The 17,787-nt window shown below is 40.5% G+C and carries 16 protein-coding genes; 6 read left to right on the plus strand and 10 right to left on the minus strand.

Translation table 11 applies throughout. From position 1 onward, the window contains the following. Window positions 1-22 precede the first annotated feature (22 nt). Complete coding sequence (rarD, locus tag ACHUE3_RS17760; protein ID WP_394193655.1) at window positions 23-946, plus strand: EamA family transporter RarD; 924 nt, start codon at window positions 23-25, stop codon at window positions 944-946. Here rarD and ACHUE3_RS17765 read toward each other — a convergent pair. Both ACHUE3_RS17765 and ACHUE3_RS17770 read right to left on the minus strand, forming a co-directional pair. Beyond that, window positions 943-2,178, minus strand: a complete 1,236-nt coding sequence (locus tag ACHUE3_RS17765; protein ID WP_394193656.1) for a diguanylate cyclase — start codon at window positions 2,176-2,178, stop codon at window positions 943-945. The two genes, rarD and ACHUE3_RS17765, sit on opposite strands and share 4 nt — an antisense overlap. Before the next feature lie 113 nt (window positions 2,179-2,291). Then, window positions 2,292-2,666: a MaoP family protein gene (locus ACHUE3_RS17770; RefSeq protein WP_394193657.1), complete on the minus strand. Its 375-nt coding sequence runs from the start codon at window positions 2,664-2,666 to the stop codon at window positions 2,292-2,294. A 91-nt stretch (window positions 2,667-2,757) separates the two neighbouring features. Here ACHUE3_RS17770 and ACHUE3_RS17775 point away from each other — a divergent pair, with 91 nt between their 5' ends. Further along, a complete protein-coding gene (locus ACHUE3_RS17775; RefSeq protein ID WP_394193658.1) occupies window positions 2,758-3,618 on the plus strand; it encodes a LysR family transcriptional regulator in 861 nt (286 codons plus the stop codon). 156 nt (window positions 3,619-3,774) lie between these two features. Further along, complete coding sequence (locus tag ACHUE3_RS17780) at window positions 3,775-4,704, plus strand: porin (RefSeq protein WP_394193659.1); 930 nt, start codon at window positions 3,775-3,777, stop codon at window positions 4,702-4,704. A 72-nt stretch (window positions 4,705-4,776) separates the two neighbouring features. On the opposite strand, the gene recG is transcribed toward ACHUE3_RS17780, so the two are convergent. The 3 genes from recG to asnC form a co-directional block, all read right to left on the minus strand. Next, complete coding sequence (gene recG / locus ACHUE3_RS17785) at window positions 4,777-6,858, minus strand: ATP-dependent DNA helicase RecG (protein ID WP_394193660.1); 2,082 nt, start codon at window positions 6,856-6,858, stop codon at window positions 4,777-4,779. Between the two features lie 61 nt (window positions 6,859-6,919). Beyond that, a complete protein-coding gene (gene trmH, locus ACHUE3_RS17790) occupies window positions 6,920-7,606 on the minus strand; it encodes a tRNA (guanosine(18)-2'-O)-methyltransferase TrmH (protein WP_394193689.1) in 687 nt (228 codons plus the stop codon). Window positions 7,607-7,660: 54 nt separating this feature from the next. Further along, complete coding sequence (gene asnC / locus ACHUE3_RS17795; RefSeq protein ID WP_394193661.1) at window positions 7,661-8,119, minus strand: transcriptional regulator AsnC; 459 nt, start codon at window positions 8,117-8,119, stop codon at window positions 7,661-7,663. Between the two features lie 189 nt (window positions 8,120-8,308). Between asnC and asnA the strand changes: the two genes are divergently transcribed. After that, the gene (gene asnA / locus ACHUE3_RS17800; protein ID WP_394193662.1) at window positions 8,309-9,304 is read left to right on the plus strand and encodes an aspartate--ammonia ligase; all 996 of its coding nucleotides are present in this window, start codon (window positions 8,309-8,311) and stop codon (window positions 9,302-9,304) included. Window positions 9,305-9,349: 45 nt separating this feature from the next. Here the strand turns inward: asnA and ACHUE3_RS17805 are convergent, their stop codons facing one another. The 5 genes from ACHUE3_RS17805 to gmk form a co-directional block, all read right to left on the minus strand. Beyond that, on the minus strand, window positions 9,350-10,954 hold the full coding sequence (locus ACHUE3_RS17805; RefSeq protein ID WP_394193663.1) for a DUF342 domain-containing protein: 1,605 nt from the start codon (window positions 10,952-10,954) through the stop codon (window positions 9,350-9,352). Between the two features lie 171 nt (window positions 10,955-11,125). After that, on the minus strand, window positions 11,126-11,518 hold the full coding sequence (locus tag ACHUE3_RS17810; RefSeq protein WP_394193664.1) for a RidA family protein: 393 nt from the start codon (window positions 11,516-11,518) through the stop codon (window positions 11,126-11,128). Window positions 11,519-11,529: 11 nt separating this feature from the next. Further along, entirely contained in the window at window positions 11,530-13,635 is a 2,106-nt protein-coding gene (gene spoT, locus ACHUE3_RS17815) for a bifunctional GTP diphosphokinase/guanosine-3',5'-bis pyrophosphate 3'-pyrophosphohydrolase (protein ID WP_394193665.1), read from the minus strand. Between the two features lie 128 nt (window positions 13,636-13,763). Next, the gene (gene rpoZ / locus ACHUE3_RS17820; protein ID WP_058560306.1) at window positions 13,764-14,039 is read right to left on the minus strand and encodes a DNA-directed RNA polymerase subunit omega; all 276 of its coding nucleotides are present in this window, start codon (window positions 14,037-14,039) and stop codon (window positions 13,764-13,766) included. Between the two features lie 104 nt (window positions 14,040-14,143). Beyond that, the gene (gmk, locus tag ACHUE3_RS17825) at window positions 14,144-14,764 is read right to left on the minus strand and encodes a guanylate kinase (protein ID WP_394193666.1); all 621 of its coding nucleotides are present in this window, start codon (window positions 14,762-14,764) and stop codon (window positions 14,144-14,146) included. Window positions 14,765-15,044: 280 nt separating this feature from the next. Here gmk and ACHUE3_RS17830 point away from each other — a divergent pair, with 280 nt between their 5' ends. Together ACHUE3_RS17830 and ACHUE3_RS17835 are read left to right on the plus strand one after the other, a co-directional pair. Further along, the gene (locus ACHUE3_RS17830) at window positions 15,045-17,237 is read left to right on the plus strand and encodes an LruC domain-containing protein (RefSeq protein WP_394193667.1); all 2,193 of its coding nucleotides are present in this window, start codon (window positions 15,045-15,047) and stop codon (window positions 17,235-17,237) included. Next, window positions 17,237-17,734, plus strand: a complete 498-nt coding sequence (locus ACHUE3_RS17835) for a hypothetical protein (protein ID WP_394193668.1) — start codon at window positions 17,237-17,239, stop codon at window positions 17,732-17,734. Before ACHUE3_RS17830 ends, ACHUE3_RS17835 begins: the two co-directional genes overlap by 1 nt. Window positions 17,735-17,787: the final 53 nt, after the last annotated feature.

Raw genomic sequence — 17,787 nt, forward strand, 5'->3', positions numbered from 1 at the left:
TTTCCATGCTTAGAATAAATTTATGCCAACAAATCCTGAACAACGTAAGGGCGTTATATTAGCCTGTATGGCCTTTTTCATGTGGGGCTTGGCGCCCATTTACTTTAAGTTATTGCAGCACATTTCGGCATTTGAAATACTAATGCACCGCGTAGTATGGTCTGTGTTGTTCATTATCGTTATTGTATCGGTGATGCAGCAATGGCGTAAAATAAAACACGTGATTATACAGCCTAAATTACTGCTTATGTTAGGGCTTACCGCGACTTTACTGGGGTTTAACTGGGGGTTGTTCATTTGGGCTGTTAATAACGACCATATGCTTGATGCAAGCTTAGGCTACTATATTAACCCGTTGCTCAATGTGTTGCTTGGTATGGTGTTTTTAGGTGAGAAATTACGAAAATGGCAAGGTATTGCTGTGGCATTAGCGTTTAGTGGCGTAGTTATTCAGCTGGTGAGCTTTGGCTCCTTTCCTGTGGTGGCATTTTCTCTTGCTGGCTCATTTGCTATTTATGGCTTGTTGCGTAAAAAGCTACCAATAGAATCTTTACCAGGGTTATTACTAGAAGCGGTTATTTTACTACCAATAGCGTTAATCTATTGGTGGTTAATGGCTCCTACATCAAGCTCTAACTTAATGTTAAATGAGTGGTATACCAACTTATTATTAATTAGTGCAGGTGTTGTTACTACCCTGCCTTTGCTTTGCTTTACCGGGGCTGCTAAGCGTTTACAATACACGACACTGGGCTTTTTTCAGTACATAGGCCCAAGCCTAATGTTTATTCTTGCGGTGATGTTTTACGGTGAAGTATTTAGTAACGAGCGAGTGGTGACGTTTGCATGTATTTGGAGTGCGCTGGCTATTTTTAGCTGGGATTCATATCGACAATCACAAAAGCGCAAGCGTGCAGCGGTTCCTGCGCCTGTGAAGCCTGTTTAGGCGATAACTTTATTACGCCCAGACTCTTTTGCCTTGTAAAGATTAATGTCGGCCTGTTTTAATAGATCATCTATCTTGTAAACAGGCCCTTGGGAATACCCTACCGAAATCGTAAACTTAATCTTTTCGGCGCTAAATTTAGGGCTGTTTATTTCAATAAATTGTCGAAATTTCTCAAGTAATTCGATTGCTTCTGACTTTGCTGTGTCTGCAAAGTAAACCGCAAATTCTTCCCCGCCCAAACGCGCGACTAAGTGTTTGCTGAAATGTTTGGCAAAACAAACAGATAAACCTTTAAGTACCTCATCGCCAGCATCGTGACCATGGGTGTCGTTAATTGATTTAAAGTGGTCAATATCTATCATGGCAAGGGAGGTTGCTTTCTCTTGCTTTTTTAAGTGCTTTAACGACTTATTTGCTTCTTCAAAAAAGTAACGGCGATTAGGGAGTTTTGTTAGGTAGTCAGAGTTAGCTTGTAGTCGAATAGTCGCTATATTCTCAAGCATATCGACGTTTTGGCTTAATCGACAATAAAACTCTTCATTGTTAAATGGTTTTCGTAAATAGTCATTCGCCCCACTTTTTAAAAAACGCGCCGACAAGTGTTCAGCATCTGAACCGGAAATACCTATGATAGCTTTTTCATCATTGCTATAGAGCCTACGAATTTCACTACATAATTCATCACCATTCATATTTGGCATTTCGTTATCGGTGATGATCACATCAATGTCAGGTGTTTTAGCAAGCACCTTTAACGCTTGCTCACCACTGTCAGCTTGGAGTACTTGGTATTTGTGTCGTTTAAGTAAGCTCGATATATGGCGCCTTGCTGATAAGGAATCATCAACAACTAGTACTTTAATATTTTCGTTTCTAGGTAAACGTAACAGTTGTTTTGAGAGGTATTGGTATGCTTGTTTATTTTCTTTAGTGATGTAATCAATGATTGGGTACTTTTCAACGGTATCCCGTGTAGCAGAATCTAAACTGCCAGTCATTACAATCGTGGGGATTTCTGCACCAACGGTACACGGCACAGCTTCACCATTTTGGGCATCAGGTAAGATAAAATCTACTACAGCGCAAAAATAGTTGTTTTTTTCAATGTATTCGACTGCTTGTGCAAGTGAACCAGCAATATCAACATCATAGCCTGCTTTGATTGCAATGTGCTTTTGTACCATCGCAATCGTTGGCGTGTCTTCAATAATTAAAATTTTTCGTGTCACGTATCACCTTGATACTAGTTTACTTGAGCAAATATAGCTGCTAATACAAGTTTTAACTGTTAAAACACAAAAAAGCAAATGCCATTACACTATTATTTGTAAACTGACGGGATTTATACCCCGTCAGCATCGAAATGATATGTTGGACTTTGTGGCAATGGGGTGGATATTTTTGAGCGACCAAACAAGGTATGAAATTTGGTTTTACAGGTTGTTATCTTCAAGTATTTTAACCATGCTCTTTCAATGGCATTACTAACAGCAGACTCACCATTGATAACCTTTAGAAATTGTTCTTGAATTTCATTTTGTGGTATGAGGGTTTTGTTGTATAACCCACTAAGAATAATTCCATGTTGCTCTAGGATACTTGCTTCAAGTAATGTGAAATTACCACTGCGGCTAAATCCGCGAGGGAAGTTTTTGTCATCATAGAACTGACGTTGGCTTACAAATGCTTGGCGAAGTACTGAAATATCATTGCTCATGGCTGTTTCCTCATGCCCTAATTTCATGCTGGAGTATGGAGCAAGTTGCATGGTTTTTTAAGCGAGAAATTTTTATCGTGAGGATAAATAATTGGATATCGATTTATTAAAAACGTTTGTAGAAGTTGTACGAACAAGACATTTTGGCAAAGCGGCCGAAAATTTATACATAACACAGTCGGCAGTCAGCTTTCGAATACGTCAGCTTGAGCAGGGGTTGGGTGTAAATTTATTTATTCGTCAGCGCAATAACATTCAGCTAACGGCCCCTGGTGAGCGATTATTACCCCATGCACAAATGATTATTACCGGTATGCAGCGAGCGAAAGTAGACGTTGCATTAGCGGATAATATGCATAAACAGGTGAGTTTAGCGGGAACTCCCAATATTTGGGATGCTTTTTTACAGTTTGGTATTACCAATATAGTATCCGCTATGCCCGGTGTTTCACTGGTTGCTGAAGTCAAAGCGCAACAAGAAAGCACGCGACTACTACTTGAACGGACACTGGATTTAGCTATTTTATTTGATCCGCCAAAAGTAGATGAGCTGGTGGTGGAGCGTATTTGCGAGCTTCCTATTATTCCGGTTAGTGCTTATGAAGCAGCTGCAAACGAAAACTTTTTTGACAACAAATATGTTTATGTTGACTGGGGAACTACGTTTTCACTGTGGCACGCTCGCCAGTTTAATGGTCGCACACCACCTTTCTTTAGAACAAGCACAGGAAGAATCGCGTTAGATTTAATTTTGCAATGTGGCGGAAGTGCGTTTATACCTGATGTATTGGTAAAAAACTACATCGAAGCGGGTGAATTATTTGAAGTTCCTGATGTTGAACATACTTCAAGGGATATTTTTGTTGCTTACCATAAAGATAATGAACAAAAACAATTGCTTGAAAAGCTAGTGAATTTGCTGATTGAGTTAGGGCCAAAGCTAGGCCAATAGCTTAACGAGTAACTATGACAGTTACGTGTCGCTAATTGTTCTTTTTTATTAAACAAATGAGGCAGAAATGTTTCTGCTGTAATATTTCTGTCATTAAATGCGGGCAAACTGCAGCTGTTTTAAAAATTAGTTTGTTGCGATTATGAGGTTGTTAATATGAAATTTGTAAATTCTAGTCTGTTGCTAACAGTATTGGGTGCTTTATCTTTTTCTGCATCAGCAGATGTAGACGTGTACGGTAAAGCGAACGTTACGGTGCAATCATCTGATGATGGTGAGGGTTCATTTACTGAGATTAAGAGCAATAACTCTCGTTTTGGTCTTAAAGGGTCTGAAAGCTTAACTGACGGCCTTGAAGCTGTTTATAAGTTTGAGTTTGGTGTAGATGTATCTGATGCCGATTCAAAAGGTGACAAAGATAATATTACTGCTCGTAATCAATATGTTGGTCTTAAAGGTGGCTTTGGTCAGGTTGTAATTGGTCGTAACGACACTGCAATGAAACAGTCTCAAGGCAAAATTGACTTATTTAATGATTTAGAAGGTGACCTTAAAAATTTATTTAAAGGTGAAAACCGCCTAGGTGATAGCATCTCTTACGCTTCTAATGACCTAAATGGCTTTAAAGTTTTAGCCTCTTTTATCGCTGAAGATTCAACCGATGGTGACAACGGTTATTCAGTTGCACTAACGTATGGTGATTCAGGCCTTAAGAAAAGCGACATTTATGCATCAGTTGCAGCTGACAGTGAAGTGAATGGCTATGATGTTGTTCGTGCTACTGTTCAAGGTAAGTTAGGCGAATTTAAACTGGGCGCTATGTACCAAACACAAGAAAAAGTAGATGGCAGCAGTGAAGCTGATGGCTACTTAGTGAATGCAGCATACAAACTAAACAGCAATACTTTCAAAGTTCAGTACCAAGTTATCGATTTTGACCAAGGTGACACTAAAACAGCTATTTCAGCAGGTGTTGATCACAAACTTACTAAAAACACGAAAGTATTTGGTTTCTACTCTAACTTCGATATGGATAGCTTAGTAGACCAAGATTACATTGGTGTTGGTATCGAATACAAATTCTAAACTATCGTCACTTTTAATAGTTGATAATAAGCCCAGCCGAATTGCTGGGTTTTTTTATGCTTGAAGGTGTTGTTAAGCTAGTGCGTAATCAGATTTCCCTGCCAACCAGCGGTGGATTAATTTATCCACTAAGTTAGGGTGTGTTCTAAGTAATTCTGAGGCAATAGGTCTTACTTGGTTTAAGATATACTTATCACGGCTTAAATCGGCGATTTTAAATTCGGCTAACCCTGTTTGCTTGGTACCGAGCACTTCACCAGGCCCTCTTATTTCTAAGTCTCGTTCAGCAATAACAAAGCCATCGTTACTATCACGTAGTACTGCTAAGCGTTTTTGCGCGGTTGCTGAAAGTGGTGCATGGTAAAGCAATACGCAGTGGGAGGCGGTGGCTCCACGGCCAACACGTCCGCGTAATTGATGTAACTGAGCAAGCCCTAGACGCTCTGGGTTTTCAATAATAATTAAACTGGCATTAGGTACATCGACACCAACCTCTATGACAGTCGTTGCAACTAACACATGGATATTACCGGCTTTAAAGTCGCTCATGATGGCTTGTTTTTCAACTGACTTCATTCGACCATGAACTAGGCCCACAGAGAGTTCTGGGAGTGCTTGAGTTAGCTGTAAGGCTGAGTCTTCAGCCGCTTGACACTGAAGCACCTCAGATTCATCTATTAAAGTGCATACCCAATAGACCTGTCTTCCTTGCTCAGTGCAGGCCGTTTTAACCCTTTGGATAATTTCTTCACGCCTGAGATCAGGTAAAGCTACAGTTGTTATTGGAGTCCTGCCAGGGGGTAACTCATCAATGATTGAAGTTTCTAAATCGGCATAGGCCGTCATTGCTAACGTTCGAGGTATGGGTGTGGCAGTCATGACCAATTGGTGTGGGTAGCAGTCACCAAAGCGACCTTTTTCTCTTAGCGATAACCGTTGATGAACGCCAAAGCGGTGCTGCTCATCGATAATAATAAGGACGAGGTTATTAAAAACGACTTGTTCTTGAAATAGAGCGTGAGTACCTACAATCATTTGAGCTTCGCCCGAGGCTATTTGCTCAAGTGTGGTTGCACGTTCTTTGCCTTTGGTTTTTCCACCGAGCCACGCTGTTTTTATTCCTAGAGCAGAAAACCACTGTGAAAATGTAATGCCATGCTGCTCAGACAATATCTCGGTTGGCGCCATTAGTGCAACTTGATAGCCTTGTGCTATTGCTGTTAAGGCACTTAATGCGGCAACTAAGGTTTTACCCGAGCCAACATCGCCTTGTACTAAACGCATCATTGGATAAGGGTGTTGTAAGTCATGCTTAATTTCGCTCACTACTCGGCTTTGAGCATTCGTAGGTGCAAATGGGAGTTGCGAAAGAAAATCTTGCTCTAGCGTATTCGAGGGAGTTAATTCGACTGCTTTAACTTGCTGACCTTGCTGGCGTAATTTTAATAAACTTAGGTTTTGTGCAATCAGCTCTTCGAAAATAAGCCGTTGTTGCGCAGGGTGTGAGCCGAGCTCTAACGCGCTGATATCGGCGTCATTACTCGGTCGGTGCAGTATATGTAGTGCGTCCGTTAGCCCCATCCCAGCATGTTGGAATTTATCTGGTAGCAGTTCTTCAACGTGATATTTGTCTAAAAGTGCAATGGCTTGATCGCTTAATGCTCTAATTGAAAGTTGTTTTAACCCTTCTGTTGTAGAATAAACGGGTGTCAGTGTGCTGGCGGTAGGTTGCTCCGCGGGTGAGTCGCTGATGCTATATTCTGGGTGCGTCATTTCAAAGCCAACACGGCCACGGCGTACTTCACCAAAACATCTAATGATTTTCCCTGTATCCATTGCATTTTTTTGTGCGGCGCTAAAGTTAAAAAACCTCAGTGTAAGTCTGCCAGTCCCATCGTTAACTTGGCACACTAGCATACGACGTTTGCCAAATGTGATTTGGCTAGTCTCTATCGTGGCTTCAATACTCACATGGCTGTGAGCTTGTAATTCATTTATTGCATATATTCGCGTGCGGTCTTCGTAGCGAAGAGGCAAGTGAAAGAGCATATCTTGTACAGTGAAAATGCCTAATTTTTTTAGGCGTTCAGCCATTTTGGGCCCAACACCTTTTAGTTCGGTTATCGGAAATCGACTTAAATCGGGCTTTGACAAAATAGGCTCAACACTTTAATTTTTAGATTGTTTTTGAGTTTACGTGCGAATAGGCAAGGCATCAAGTGTGTTTTAGTGTCTGCCAAAAAATCTCATCAGCCACAATTTCTCCGTTTTCATCAAGTGCAGGGTATGGCAGGGGTTTTTCTTTGCATTTTTGCGCAATTATAGGGTGGCAGCCTTCAAATAGCATGGTGTGTTTTATGCGTTCATCTAGCATATCGCGATCATATAAGCCGGCCTTTAGGCGCTGATGTTGTGCTTCGAATAAAATTAACGCTGCAGCAACCGACACGTTCAGTGATTGCGCCATTCCTTGCATTGGAATAATGATATTTTTATCTGCATGAGCGAGTGCCTTGGGTGAAATCCCAGTTTTTTCCTGACCCACAATAATAGCAGTTGGTTTTGTGTAATCAATATCGCGGTAATCAACTGCATCTGGACTTAAGTTGGTCGCGAGTATTTGTACATCTGGATTGTGTTTACGCATGCTAGTGACTGCATCATCAATATTTTTATGCAGATGGGTGTCAATCCAGTTTTTACTGCCACCAGAGGTATTATTGGTCAGCCATTTTTGCTTTTCAGGCCATACTGCATGCACATGATGGCAGCCGACAGCGTCAGCGCTTCGTACAATGGCGGATAAATTATGGTGCTTGTGCACATCCTCTAAACACACGGTTAAATCTGTTTGGCGACGATCCAATACATTTTTAACGCGATGAAAGCGTGTGTTTTCCATCATTTACCTTTTCTATTAGCTTTAAAGTAGCGAGATTATACGCCAATTAGTTCCTCAAGGCATTACGCTGCGGCTAATCGGGTTTTGTAGTGATATAAGCGTTTCAGTCGATTGAATTGCTTCAATTGCCTGAATTTTATTGATCAGTACATCCTGTAGGTGATCGATTGAGCGAGTCATCACTTTTATAAAAATACTGTAATTACCCGTGGTGTAATAAGCTTCAACTACTTCTTCAAGCTCTTTTAAAAGTAATAGGGTTTGCGGGTAATCACGGGCATTATTTAAGTTAATCCCTATAAAGCAGCATACATCATAGCCTAGCTGTTTTGCGTCAATACTAACTTGAGTACCAGTAATAATACCTGCCAACTTCATTTTCTCAACGCGGACATGAATTGTGCCTGGACTGACCGCAAAACGTTTAGCTAATTCTGCATAGGGAGCGCGCGCATTATCCATTAATGCGTGAAGTATCTGTTTATCGAGATTATCGATTTGATAATTTTCCATATAAATAAGCCGCTTTAATTATCGTATTTTTGTTTTTTATACCATTAAATTGATTGTATTGATATTTAAAAGGTCTTTTTGTTATCGGTTATTGAATTTAATTGCTAAATGATTAAGGATTGTTTTATTGAAGTTTGTCGCAGCGACAAAATAAGCAAGTAACAATAACTGGGAATGAGGCCAATTATTATGAGTTCACACTATGTGCAGCAACAGCAGCAAATAAGTAAAGTTAAACAATTTTTTTCACAGCAACTGGAAAAACAACTTGGTTTAATTGAAGTTCAGGCACCAATTTTGGCAAAAGTAGGCGATGGGATCCAAGATAACTTAAGCGGTACTGAAAATGCGGTTAGTGTGAGTGTTAAAGCGATTCCTGGCAGTCAGTTTGAAGTAGTGCACTCACTAGCAAAATGGAAACGAAAAACGTTGGCTCAATATGGTTTCGCTGTTGGAGAGGGGTTGTATACCCACATGAAAGCACTGCGCCCTGATGAAGAATCTTTGAGCCCAATTCATTCTGTATATGTTGATCAATGGGATTGGGAAAAAGTGATTTGTGCAAGCTCTGAGCGCTCTTTAGATAAGTTAAAACAGACAGTTCAATCACTGTATCAAGGCTTAAAAGCCACTGAAAAGTTTGTTGCTGATGAATTTGGCATCGGTGGTTTTTTACCAGCAGACATTACCTTTATTCACTCTGAGCAGCTACGCCAAATGTATCCTGATTTCACAGCAAAACAGCGAGAAAAAGCCATAGCTCAAGAGTACGGGGCGGTCTTTTTAATAGGCATTGGTGGTCAACTAGGTGATGCAAAAATACATGATGTGCGAGCACCAGATTACGACGATTGGTCTAGCGCGACATGTGAGCAATACAGCGGCCTAAATGGTGATATTATTGTATGGAACCCTGTGCTTGAAGATGCGTTTGAGATTTCATCTATGGGTATTCGAGTTGATGCCGAGGCCCTTATAAAACAACTTGAGATTACCGCAGATCAAGCAAGATTAGAATTTGATTGGCATAAGCAGCTTTTGGCAAATGAATTTCCGCAAACAATTGGTGGTGGAATTGGTCAGTCACGTTTAGCAATGCTGCTTTTACAAAAACCACATATAGGACAGGTTCAAGTGGGTGTTTGGAATGAACAATTAAAACACCAAGTCGCTGATATTCTATAGATCCCAAATAATTATGAGATTCAGCAGCATCGCCACTGAGTCTCATTAGCTGGTTTTAAATTCAACTTCAATTTTACCTTCCTGTAATTTTACATTACATGGAGGGTAATTACGGTTAGTTTTTAACACCTTATCAAAAATATGAATTTCTACACCGGAATGAAGTACTTTATTTACTGCCAAATTAGCATTACAAAGTATGTCATGTAAGTGTTGTTCTAATTTCGATAGGCGCTTTTCAAGTTGTTCGGCTTCTTGGCAATAGTGCTGCTGTGTTGCGCCAATTTTAGCGAGAAGTTGTTTTTTCTTTTCTATATCTTTTACTAAATCTGCTTTTTCAATCGCTGTTTGTAAGGTATCAAGTTGGCTATCTGTTTTTGCTAATTCCTTAAAGCAATTATCAGTTTCTTCAGTGATCTCTTTTCCTGAAGTGGCTAAGTTGATCTGCATTTTAGCGCCAGACTCATTACCTATTTCGCCCGCGATTATCATTCCTGCATCAAGTATTTCACCACCAAAAATTTTTCCTTGTGGATTATCTTTTTGACCAACTTGCAATAAGTGAGTTGCTTTCATCACACAATGACTTGATTGACGATCTATAAAGATGTTTTCACCACTTAGATAACTATACTGTGCGTGTGATAGATAAATATTACCTTGGCTGATTATTTTGCAAGAGAGCGATTTATCATCAAGCTGGTGGCCAATAACACCTTGCTTGATGGTAATACTGCCTTGTGCAATTAATTCTCCTGACTCAACCGTGCCCATTACTGTAATGTCGCCCTTGGCGGTAACTTTCATTCCAGGTTCTATATTTTGTGTAACGATAACGCTGCCATCAAAATTAATATGGCCGCTTTTAACATTGACGTCTTTAACTGTGTAAATGTCATCAACGCGCATACCATTAGCTATTTCTATAGGTACACCTGAAATAGTAGAGACTAACTCTAACGGATTGGTTTTTGATATTTCTGTTCCATCACCAGCGACCAATGAGAAGCTTTCACCTGGTTTAGCTGGGAGTGAATCACCTGTAACCGTAAAGCCTTCTTTACCTGGCGTCGCCGGTATTTGTTGTAATAGCACTGTACCTGGCTCTACACTGGCAAGCTTACCAAAATCACGCATGTCTACTGTTCCATCTTCACGTAGTTTTGGCGATTTTAAGCGTTCTTTTAGAGTCTCTACATGGGGAACTAGCCGCGATGATTGCCCATCAACTGGAAGCCGGCCTTTAGCAAGGACGCCTTTGGCAGTTTGACCTGCTGCCAGTTCAAACTGTTGTTGTAATAAGTGTTCTAAAAATGCTTGTTTATAACCACGGGAAACACCTGACTTTACTAATAGTTGTTTAGCCGTGTCTAGATCGAGTATGTTCCCACCTTCGGCTAAGGTTAACTCACCTGTAGCAAGCATCTTCTCATCATCAATAGTTACGACAAGCTTAGCGTCATGTTTGCTAGCAACAACAAGGGTGCGTTCGTTATTTGGTGCATCGAAATAGGCTTTGATTGAGTCGTGCTCTACTCGATACTCGCAAAACTGCGAGCGCTCAAGAGCCTCGGTTACGAAGGCCGCACTAGGAGGTGAATGCTCTACAACATCCAGTAATACATTTCCGTTATGGGCAAGCTTAAACACACATTATCCTTTTACACTACTAAAGTTAAAGGTTATCAAAATTTATAACCATAGAGTGCTAGAGAATTTATGAACTGTCAAGGTATTAGGAAAGGGGAGAAAGTTGGTTATTGCTGTTGGCAAACACTTGTTTAGTCATAACATACTTAAACAAGTGTTTGAGTCACAATGCTAGTTTGTTGAGGGCAGTTCCATAATGCCATCAATCTCAATTTGTACGTTTTTAGGTAATGCGCGAACACCTATCGCAGCGCGTGCAGGGTAAGGCGCTTTAAAGTACTGGCTCATTACTTCATTAACGGTGGCAAAGTTTGATAAGTCAGTAAGGTAAATGTTCACCTTTACTAAGTCTTGTATCGTGCCACCTGCTTCAGCACAGACTGCGCTGATATTTTTAAACACTTGATGCGTTTGCTCTGCAAAGTCTTCTGATACAACTTCCATGGTCGCAGGGACAAGTGGGATTTGACCTGATAAGTATACTGCAGTGCCTACTTTTACTGCTTGGCTATAAGTACCGATTGCAGCAGGTGCATCATCGGTAGAAATAAATGCTTTATTCATGATTTTCCTATTTATTTTTTTCGATAGACTTTTTGCACATCAGGCATAACCCTGATTCGGCGCATAATATTGGCAACGTGAACACGATTTTTCACTGTTATGCCAAGGTCTATCACATAGAGATTACTTTCTTTTTCGTCGGTGGCTATTTCTACAATGTTTGCTTGCGTGGTTGCAACTACACTGGTTAATTTAGCCAGTGCACCTTGATGGTTAATTATTTCAACACGCAGTGCAGCTATATATTCTTTTTCCGGGTTATCATCCCATTTTACTACTAGATATTTAGAGCGCTCAGATTCCCAGCCACGAATATTTTTACACTCTTGGCGATGCACAGTAACGCCTTTGCCTTGGCTAATATGTGCAGTAATTGCATCTCCGGGGACTGGGCGACAACATTTAGAATAGTTAACCAACATTCCTTCTGTGCCAATTATTGTAGCTTTGGCGTTTTTAGCTATGTCACTTAAATCTTCATCGTCGTTTTGTAATAAGCGTCGTGCAATAAGCATGCTCATTAAATTACCAGCGCCAATTTCGACTAACAGTTCTAATACGGTATTTAAGTTATGTTCGTTCAGTACGCGAGTTATATTTTCATCAGGTAAATCGTTTAGGTTTGATTCACCCAATGCTGAGTCGAGTAACCGACGACCCAGTTGTAACGCTTCTTCGTGGTGTTGATTTTTTAAATAGTTACGAATACCTAATCGTGCTTTACCAGTCACAATAAAGTTAAGCCATGTTGCATTTGGATGCGCGCCAGAGCTGGTAATCACCTCTACAGTTTGACCGGTATCTAATGCTTTACTTAACGGATGAGGCTTACGATTAACCCGAGCTCCAACACAGGTGTTACCTACATCAGTATGAACAGCATAAGCAAAATCAACGGCTGTAGCACCCATGGGTAGCTCGACTATGCGGCCATCAGGGGTAAATACGTAAATTTCTTCAGGGAATAATTCGGTTTTAACGTTTTCAACAAACTCAAATGATGAGCCTGCACTTTGCTGAAGTTCAAGTAGACTTTGCATCCACTGACGGGCACGTTGTTGCGCTGTATGGCCTGCGCCGTCACCTGACTTTTTATACATCCAGTGTGCAGCAACACCTTTATCAGCCATGTGATCCATATCGTGAGTTCGAATTTGTATTTCGACAGGGATACCATGAGGTCCAACTAAAGAGGTGTGCAGCGATTGATAACCGTTAGTTTTAGGCACGGCAATATAATCTTTAAAGCGTGTTTCTATTGGTTTATAAAGGTTGTGTGCAACACCGAGAACCCTATAACAAGTGTCCATGGAGTCAACCGCTATTCTAAAGGCGTAAATATCCATAACTTCATTGAAAAGTAGTTCTTTGTTTAGCATTTTTTTATAAATACTATACAAATGCTTCTCACGACCTGAAACACCTGCTTTTATACCAGCCTCTTCTAGGCGTGCTGTGATCTCAGTCTGAATATTGGAAATGACTTCTTTACGATTACCACGTGCTTTTGCTACTTCGGATTTAAGTGCGCGATGACGCATAGGATAGAGTGCTTGAAAGCCAAGATCCTCTAACTCATTTTTAATGTCATGAATACCTAAGCGGTTAGCGATTGGCGCATAAATCTCAAGCGTTTCACGTGCTATACGACGACGTTTATCAGGGCGTAAAGCCCCTAAGGTGCGCATGTTATGAGTACGGTCGGCAAGTTTGATTAAAATAACGCGAATATCCTGCGTCATGGCCATAATCATTTTACGATAGTTTTCAGCTTGGAATTCTTTTTTATCTTTAAAGCTGAGTTTATCGAGTTTACTAACCCCTTCAACCAACTCCGCGACAGTGTCACCAAATATATCGGCTAAGTCTTGTTGACTAAAGTCGGTATCTTCAATTACATCGTGCATTAATGCAGCCATGAGGGTCTCATGGTCTAAATGCATGCCAGCAAGAATATGAGTAACTTCAACTGGGTGAGTAATATAGGGTTCGCCGCTAGAGCGAGTTTGCCCCTCGTGCGCTTCGCGAGCGACAACATAGGCTTTTTGTACCAGTTCTACATCTGCCGATGGCAAATATTCTGATATTTTCTTTTTTAGACCTTCAAAAAGATACATTCACACTCCAATGTTCTCGTGAAGCAAATAGGTAACGGTATGTTAAGAATATACGATGAAAAGAAGGGATTGCCAACGGCTAGAGTAGAAATACTACGCCGTTGGCGAAATCAGACCGGGAAGTCAGATTATTGGTTGCCACCAACGATAGCAGCAACGGCAGCCATCTCAGCCGCTTCTTGGTGTTGTTGCTCTTCACGATCAATAACATCCATTGATGAGCTATCAACTAAACCAAGTTCAATTTCACGTAAAGCAACAACTGTTGGCTTATCGTTTTCAGGGTCAACTAGTGGGTTTTTACCGCCCACAGCAATTTGGCGGGCACGACGAGCCGCAACTAAAATTAAGTCAAAACGATTACCAATTGCATCTACTGCATCTTCAACAGTTACGCGAGCCATCTTCAGCACTCCAAATAAATTTTTAAGCAAAGACGTAGTTTACTGCACCCAGTAAGATTCGCCAATAGCTAGTGGTTAATTTTTATCTATAAATATATAAACAGCTATTTTATTAAGTCAGTAATAAGGCTTTGATGGCGAACAGACTGGCACTTTAAAGATAAACGCTTAGCAAGCACTATTGTTTCTATCTGTGTTAATGCCGTGTCGAAATCGTCATTAATTACAACGTAATCATACTCGTCGTAATGAGAGCTTTCTGACTGTGCTTGTGCCATGCGCCCAGCAATAACCTCTGCTGAGTCTTGACCACGATTGTTTAAACGCGTTTCTAGCTCTTCTTTTGACGGAGGCAAAATAAAGATAGTTTCAATATCATCAACTAGTTTGCGCATTTGTTGTGCGCCTTGCCAATCAATATCTAAAAATACATCAATGCCCGCAGCAAGTTGCTCTTCGATAGCTTGTTTAGATGTGCCGTAATAGTTATCAAATACTTGAGCCCATTCAAAAAAGTCATTTTTATCAATGAGCGATTTAAATTCATCAACGGATACAAAGTGGTAATGCACACCATTGTCTTCACCTGGCCTAGGTGAGCGAGTTGTGTGTGATACAGACACTTTCATATCGCTATGTTTTGCTAGCAATGCATTGATTAAGCTTGATTTACCAGCACCTGAAGGGGCTGACAGAATAAATAGATTTCCGCGATTATGTGCCATGCTTGTTACCTAAAATAAACAGGCTTAGCGTTAATGGAGCTAAGCCTTAATTGCATTATTGTACTGTATTTATCTTACCTTACTCAACTATCAACCAAGTTGACCGCTATTAAACTCTGCTTGCCGGATCTTTTCGAAAAAGACTCGCATAATGCAAAAAACTGAGTTGCAAGATGCATTTTTGAATATTAGAGAATTTATTTAATGTTAAATTTCAAGTGGTTAATTTTTGGAATGAAGCCTGCAATTGTTTGCTTACTTAACTATTGAGGGGTATCTAATGAAATTAACCTATTTAGCAAAAGCATGTATATTGCTACTCCCATGCACCGCGTATAGCCAGTCATTTGATACGTGTCCAAGCCAAGCATTCTTAATGCAAGATGCAAATGCTCAGCTCTACGGAATAGACTTGGTCTCTGCAAAGCCGACCGTTTTGGCTTCCCAATTAGTCTTTTCCACTGAAGCGAATAACGAAAGCGTCAACGCAATTGGCTTCAACTATAAAGATCAGTACCTATATGGCTTTAGTCGGCAAACACCTAAAAGTGTAGTGCAAATTGGCAGTGATTATGAAATGAATCGCCTTAATATCACAGGTCTTCCAGACACTAATTTTTATGTTGGGGATGTACGTGTCACAGGCCAGGAGTCTTCGCAAAGCGCTGCATACTATGTTTATTCGCCGAATTTTGGGCTGTATGAAATCGATTTGGATAGCGACTTAAACGCTCCTATCACCGCTAAGCTTATGCCAGGTACTGCTAATTGGAAGTTAGGAATTTATGACTTTGCGTTTCATCCCCAAAGTAACTTGCTTTATGCGGTTGAATCAAATGGCGACTTACATGAAATAGATGTCGATGCGAACACCAGTAAGTTTATAACGCAGCTAGACATTGGCACAGATACAGGGGCTTTCGGGGCAGCCTATTTTGATATTAATGGTCAATTTTATTTTAGTAATAATAAAAGCGGTAAAATTCATAAAGTGGATTTAAGTACCAGCCCTGTTGTGGATTACACGCCGGTGGCCAATGTATTTACGTCTGGGCCTAAATCAAGTCAAAATGATGGTGCCCGTTGCGCCATTGCCGAAGTTAAAGTTACTGATAGCTCAATAGATTTTGGTGATGCACCTTACCCGTATAACACCAGTTTAGAACAAAGTGGCGCAAGACACTTATTCGATCCTAATAGTGATAATAATAATTTGATTTTTTTAGGTGCAACGGTTGATGGCGAAAATATCAATACCGACAGAGATCTTACTGCCAACTCTGTAGATGCCTCAGATGACGGTGTTAGTTTTGTAACCGCGTTTTCTGCTGGGCAATCAAGTCAAATTATTGTGAATGCCTCAGCGGGCAGCTTTTTATATGCATGGTTTGATTGGGATCAAAATGGTGTATTCAGTGAAGCCGAACGAATGGTGACTAAGACTGTTCTGAATGAAGGCGATAACAGTATTTTGGTTGATGTACCTAATAACACAAAGTCAGGCCAAACGTGGGCACGTTTTAGGGTTACAGATGGTACTGAGGCGTCGTTAATTACTGCTACAGGTGGAGTATTAGGCGGCGAAGTAGAAGATTATGAAATTACCACATTTGCCAGTGCAGTCTATCCAGGTGAAAGCGATTGGGTCACCCTTGCCTATGAGGACAAGTGGCCATTTGCAGGTGACTATGACTTCAATGATGTTGTTTTAAATTATCGCACTACGCAATTAATTGAAGGTAGCGACGTTGTTGGTTACAAAATTGAAGGTCAACTAATAGGAATAGGCGCAACTTATCATAATGGGTTTGCTGTTAGCTTAAAGGAAACGATAGGCAGCAACACATTGACTATTTTGCGCAGCGAGGTTGATGAAGAAAACATTACTTATGTTATTGATGGGCAATTACAGAACAATCAAGTGTTAGAAGCTGGACGTGAGAATGCTATTTTAATCTTTATGCAAGACACTTGGGAACATGTGGCTACTCAAACAGGATGCAGTTACTTTAGAACACAAAAAGATTGCGATGTGGATACTAAAGTGTCGTTCTCAATGACAATTCCTTTAAAGACGGCTAAGGCTAAATCCATTTCACCAGGTACATTGTTAGACCCATTCATTTTTGCAAGTGAGGGGTTTTACCATGGTGACTTTTTAGTTGGTAAAGAAGCGCGTAGTTGGGAGGTTCATATGAAAAACCAGCAGCCAACAGCTGCGTTTGATACTGCTTTGTTTAAATACGCGCAGAGCGACGATGTGAGCGAGCCTACTAGCAACCTATATTTTCAAACTGAAAATGGTCTACCGTGGGCAATTGAAGTTGGAACACAGTGGTTACATCCTCTTGAAGGAGTTGATATCACAACTGCCTATGACCGTTTTGCTAGTTTTGCGGAATCTTCAGGGCAACAAAATTCACAATGGTTTAAAAATTACAATGTAGCCAATGTTGTAGAAGGGGAGCAATAATGAATAAATTAACGATTATCTTATGTTTTTCAGTGTGCTTGATTGCGTGTGGGGGAGGTGGTGGTGATGAAAAAGCAACAGCTTCATCAGTACAACCAACAACAGCAACAACAACGACTAGCACGACATCAACAACGGATACACCAACAGCTGCTACAGAATCTGGCTCAACTGGGATGCAAGGGTTAACCATCGCGAATGATTTCAATTTATCGACTAAGTTTGAGCTGGATATAGACGTAAACCTTAATGCGGGTGATCAACGGGCTTATCTAAACGTGTGCTACAAAAAAGATCAGTCAGATCGTGCAGATTACAATAACTGTGTTGTTAGAACGCCTTTAACTCAAGGTGTGATAGATACAAAAGTGGTAATGAGTCGTCAAGACATAGAGTTAGTCGCTGAGATTTGGTTTTATGATTCCAGCACTGAGCCATTATCATATTCATGGCAGTATGACTCACAGCAGCAACAGCAGTTATTCGAGATTCGCTAGTACTGAGTAATGGTTAAAAATATGAAAGAATATACTTAGGTATATTCTTTTTT

Origin of the sequence: Pseudoalteromonas atlantica, assembly GCF_043641955.1 — a bacterium.
GTDB classification, from domain to species: Bacteria; Pseudomonadota; Gammaproteobacteria; order Enterobacterales; family Alteromonadaceae; genus Pseudoalteromonas; species Pseudoalteromonas atlantica_A.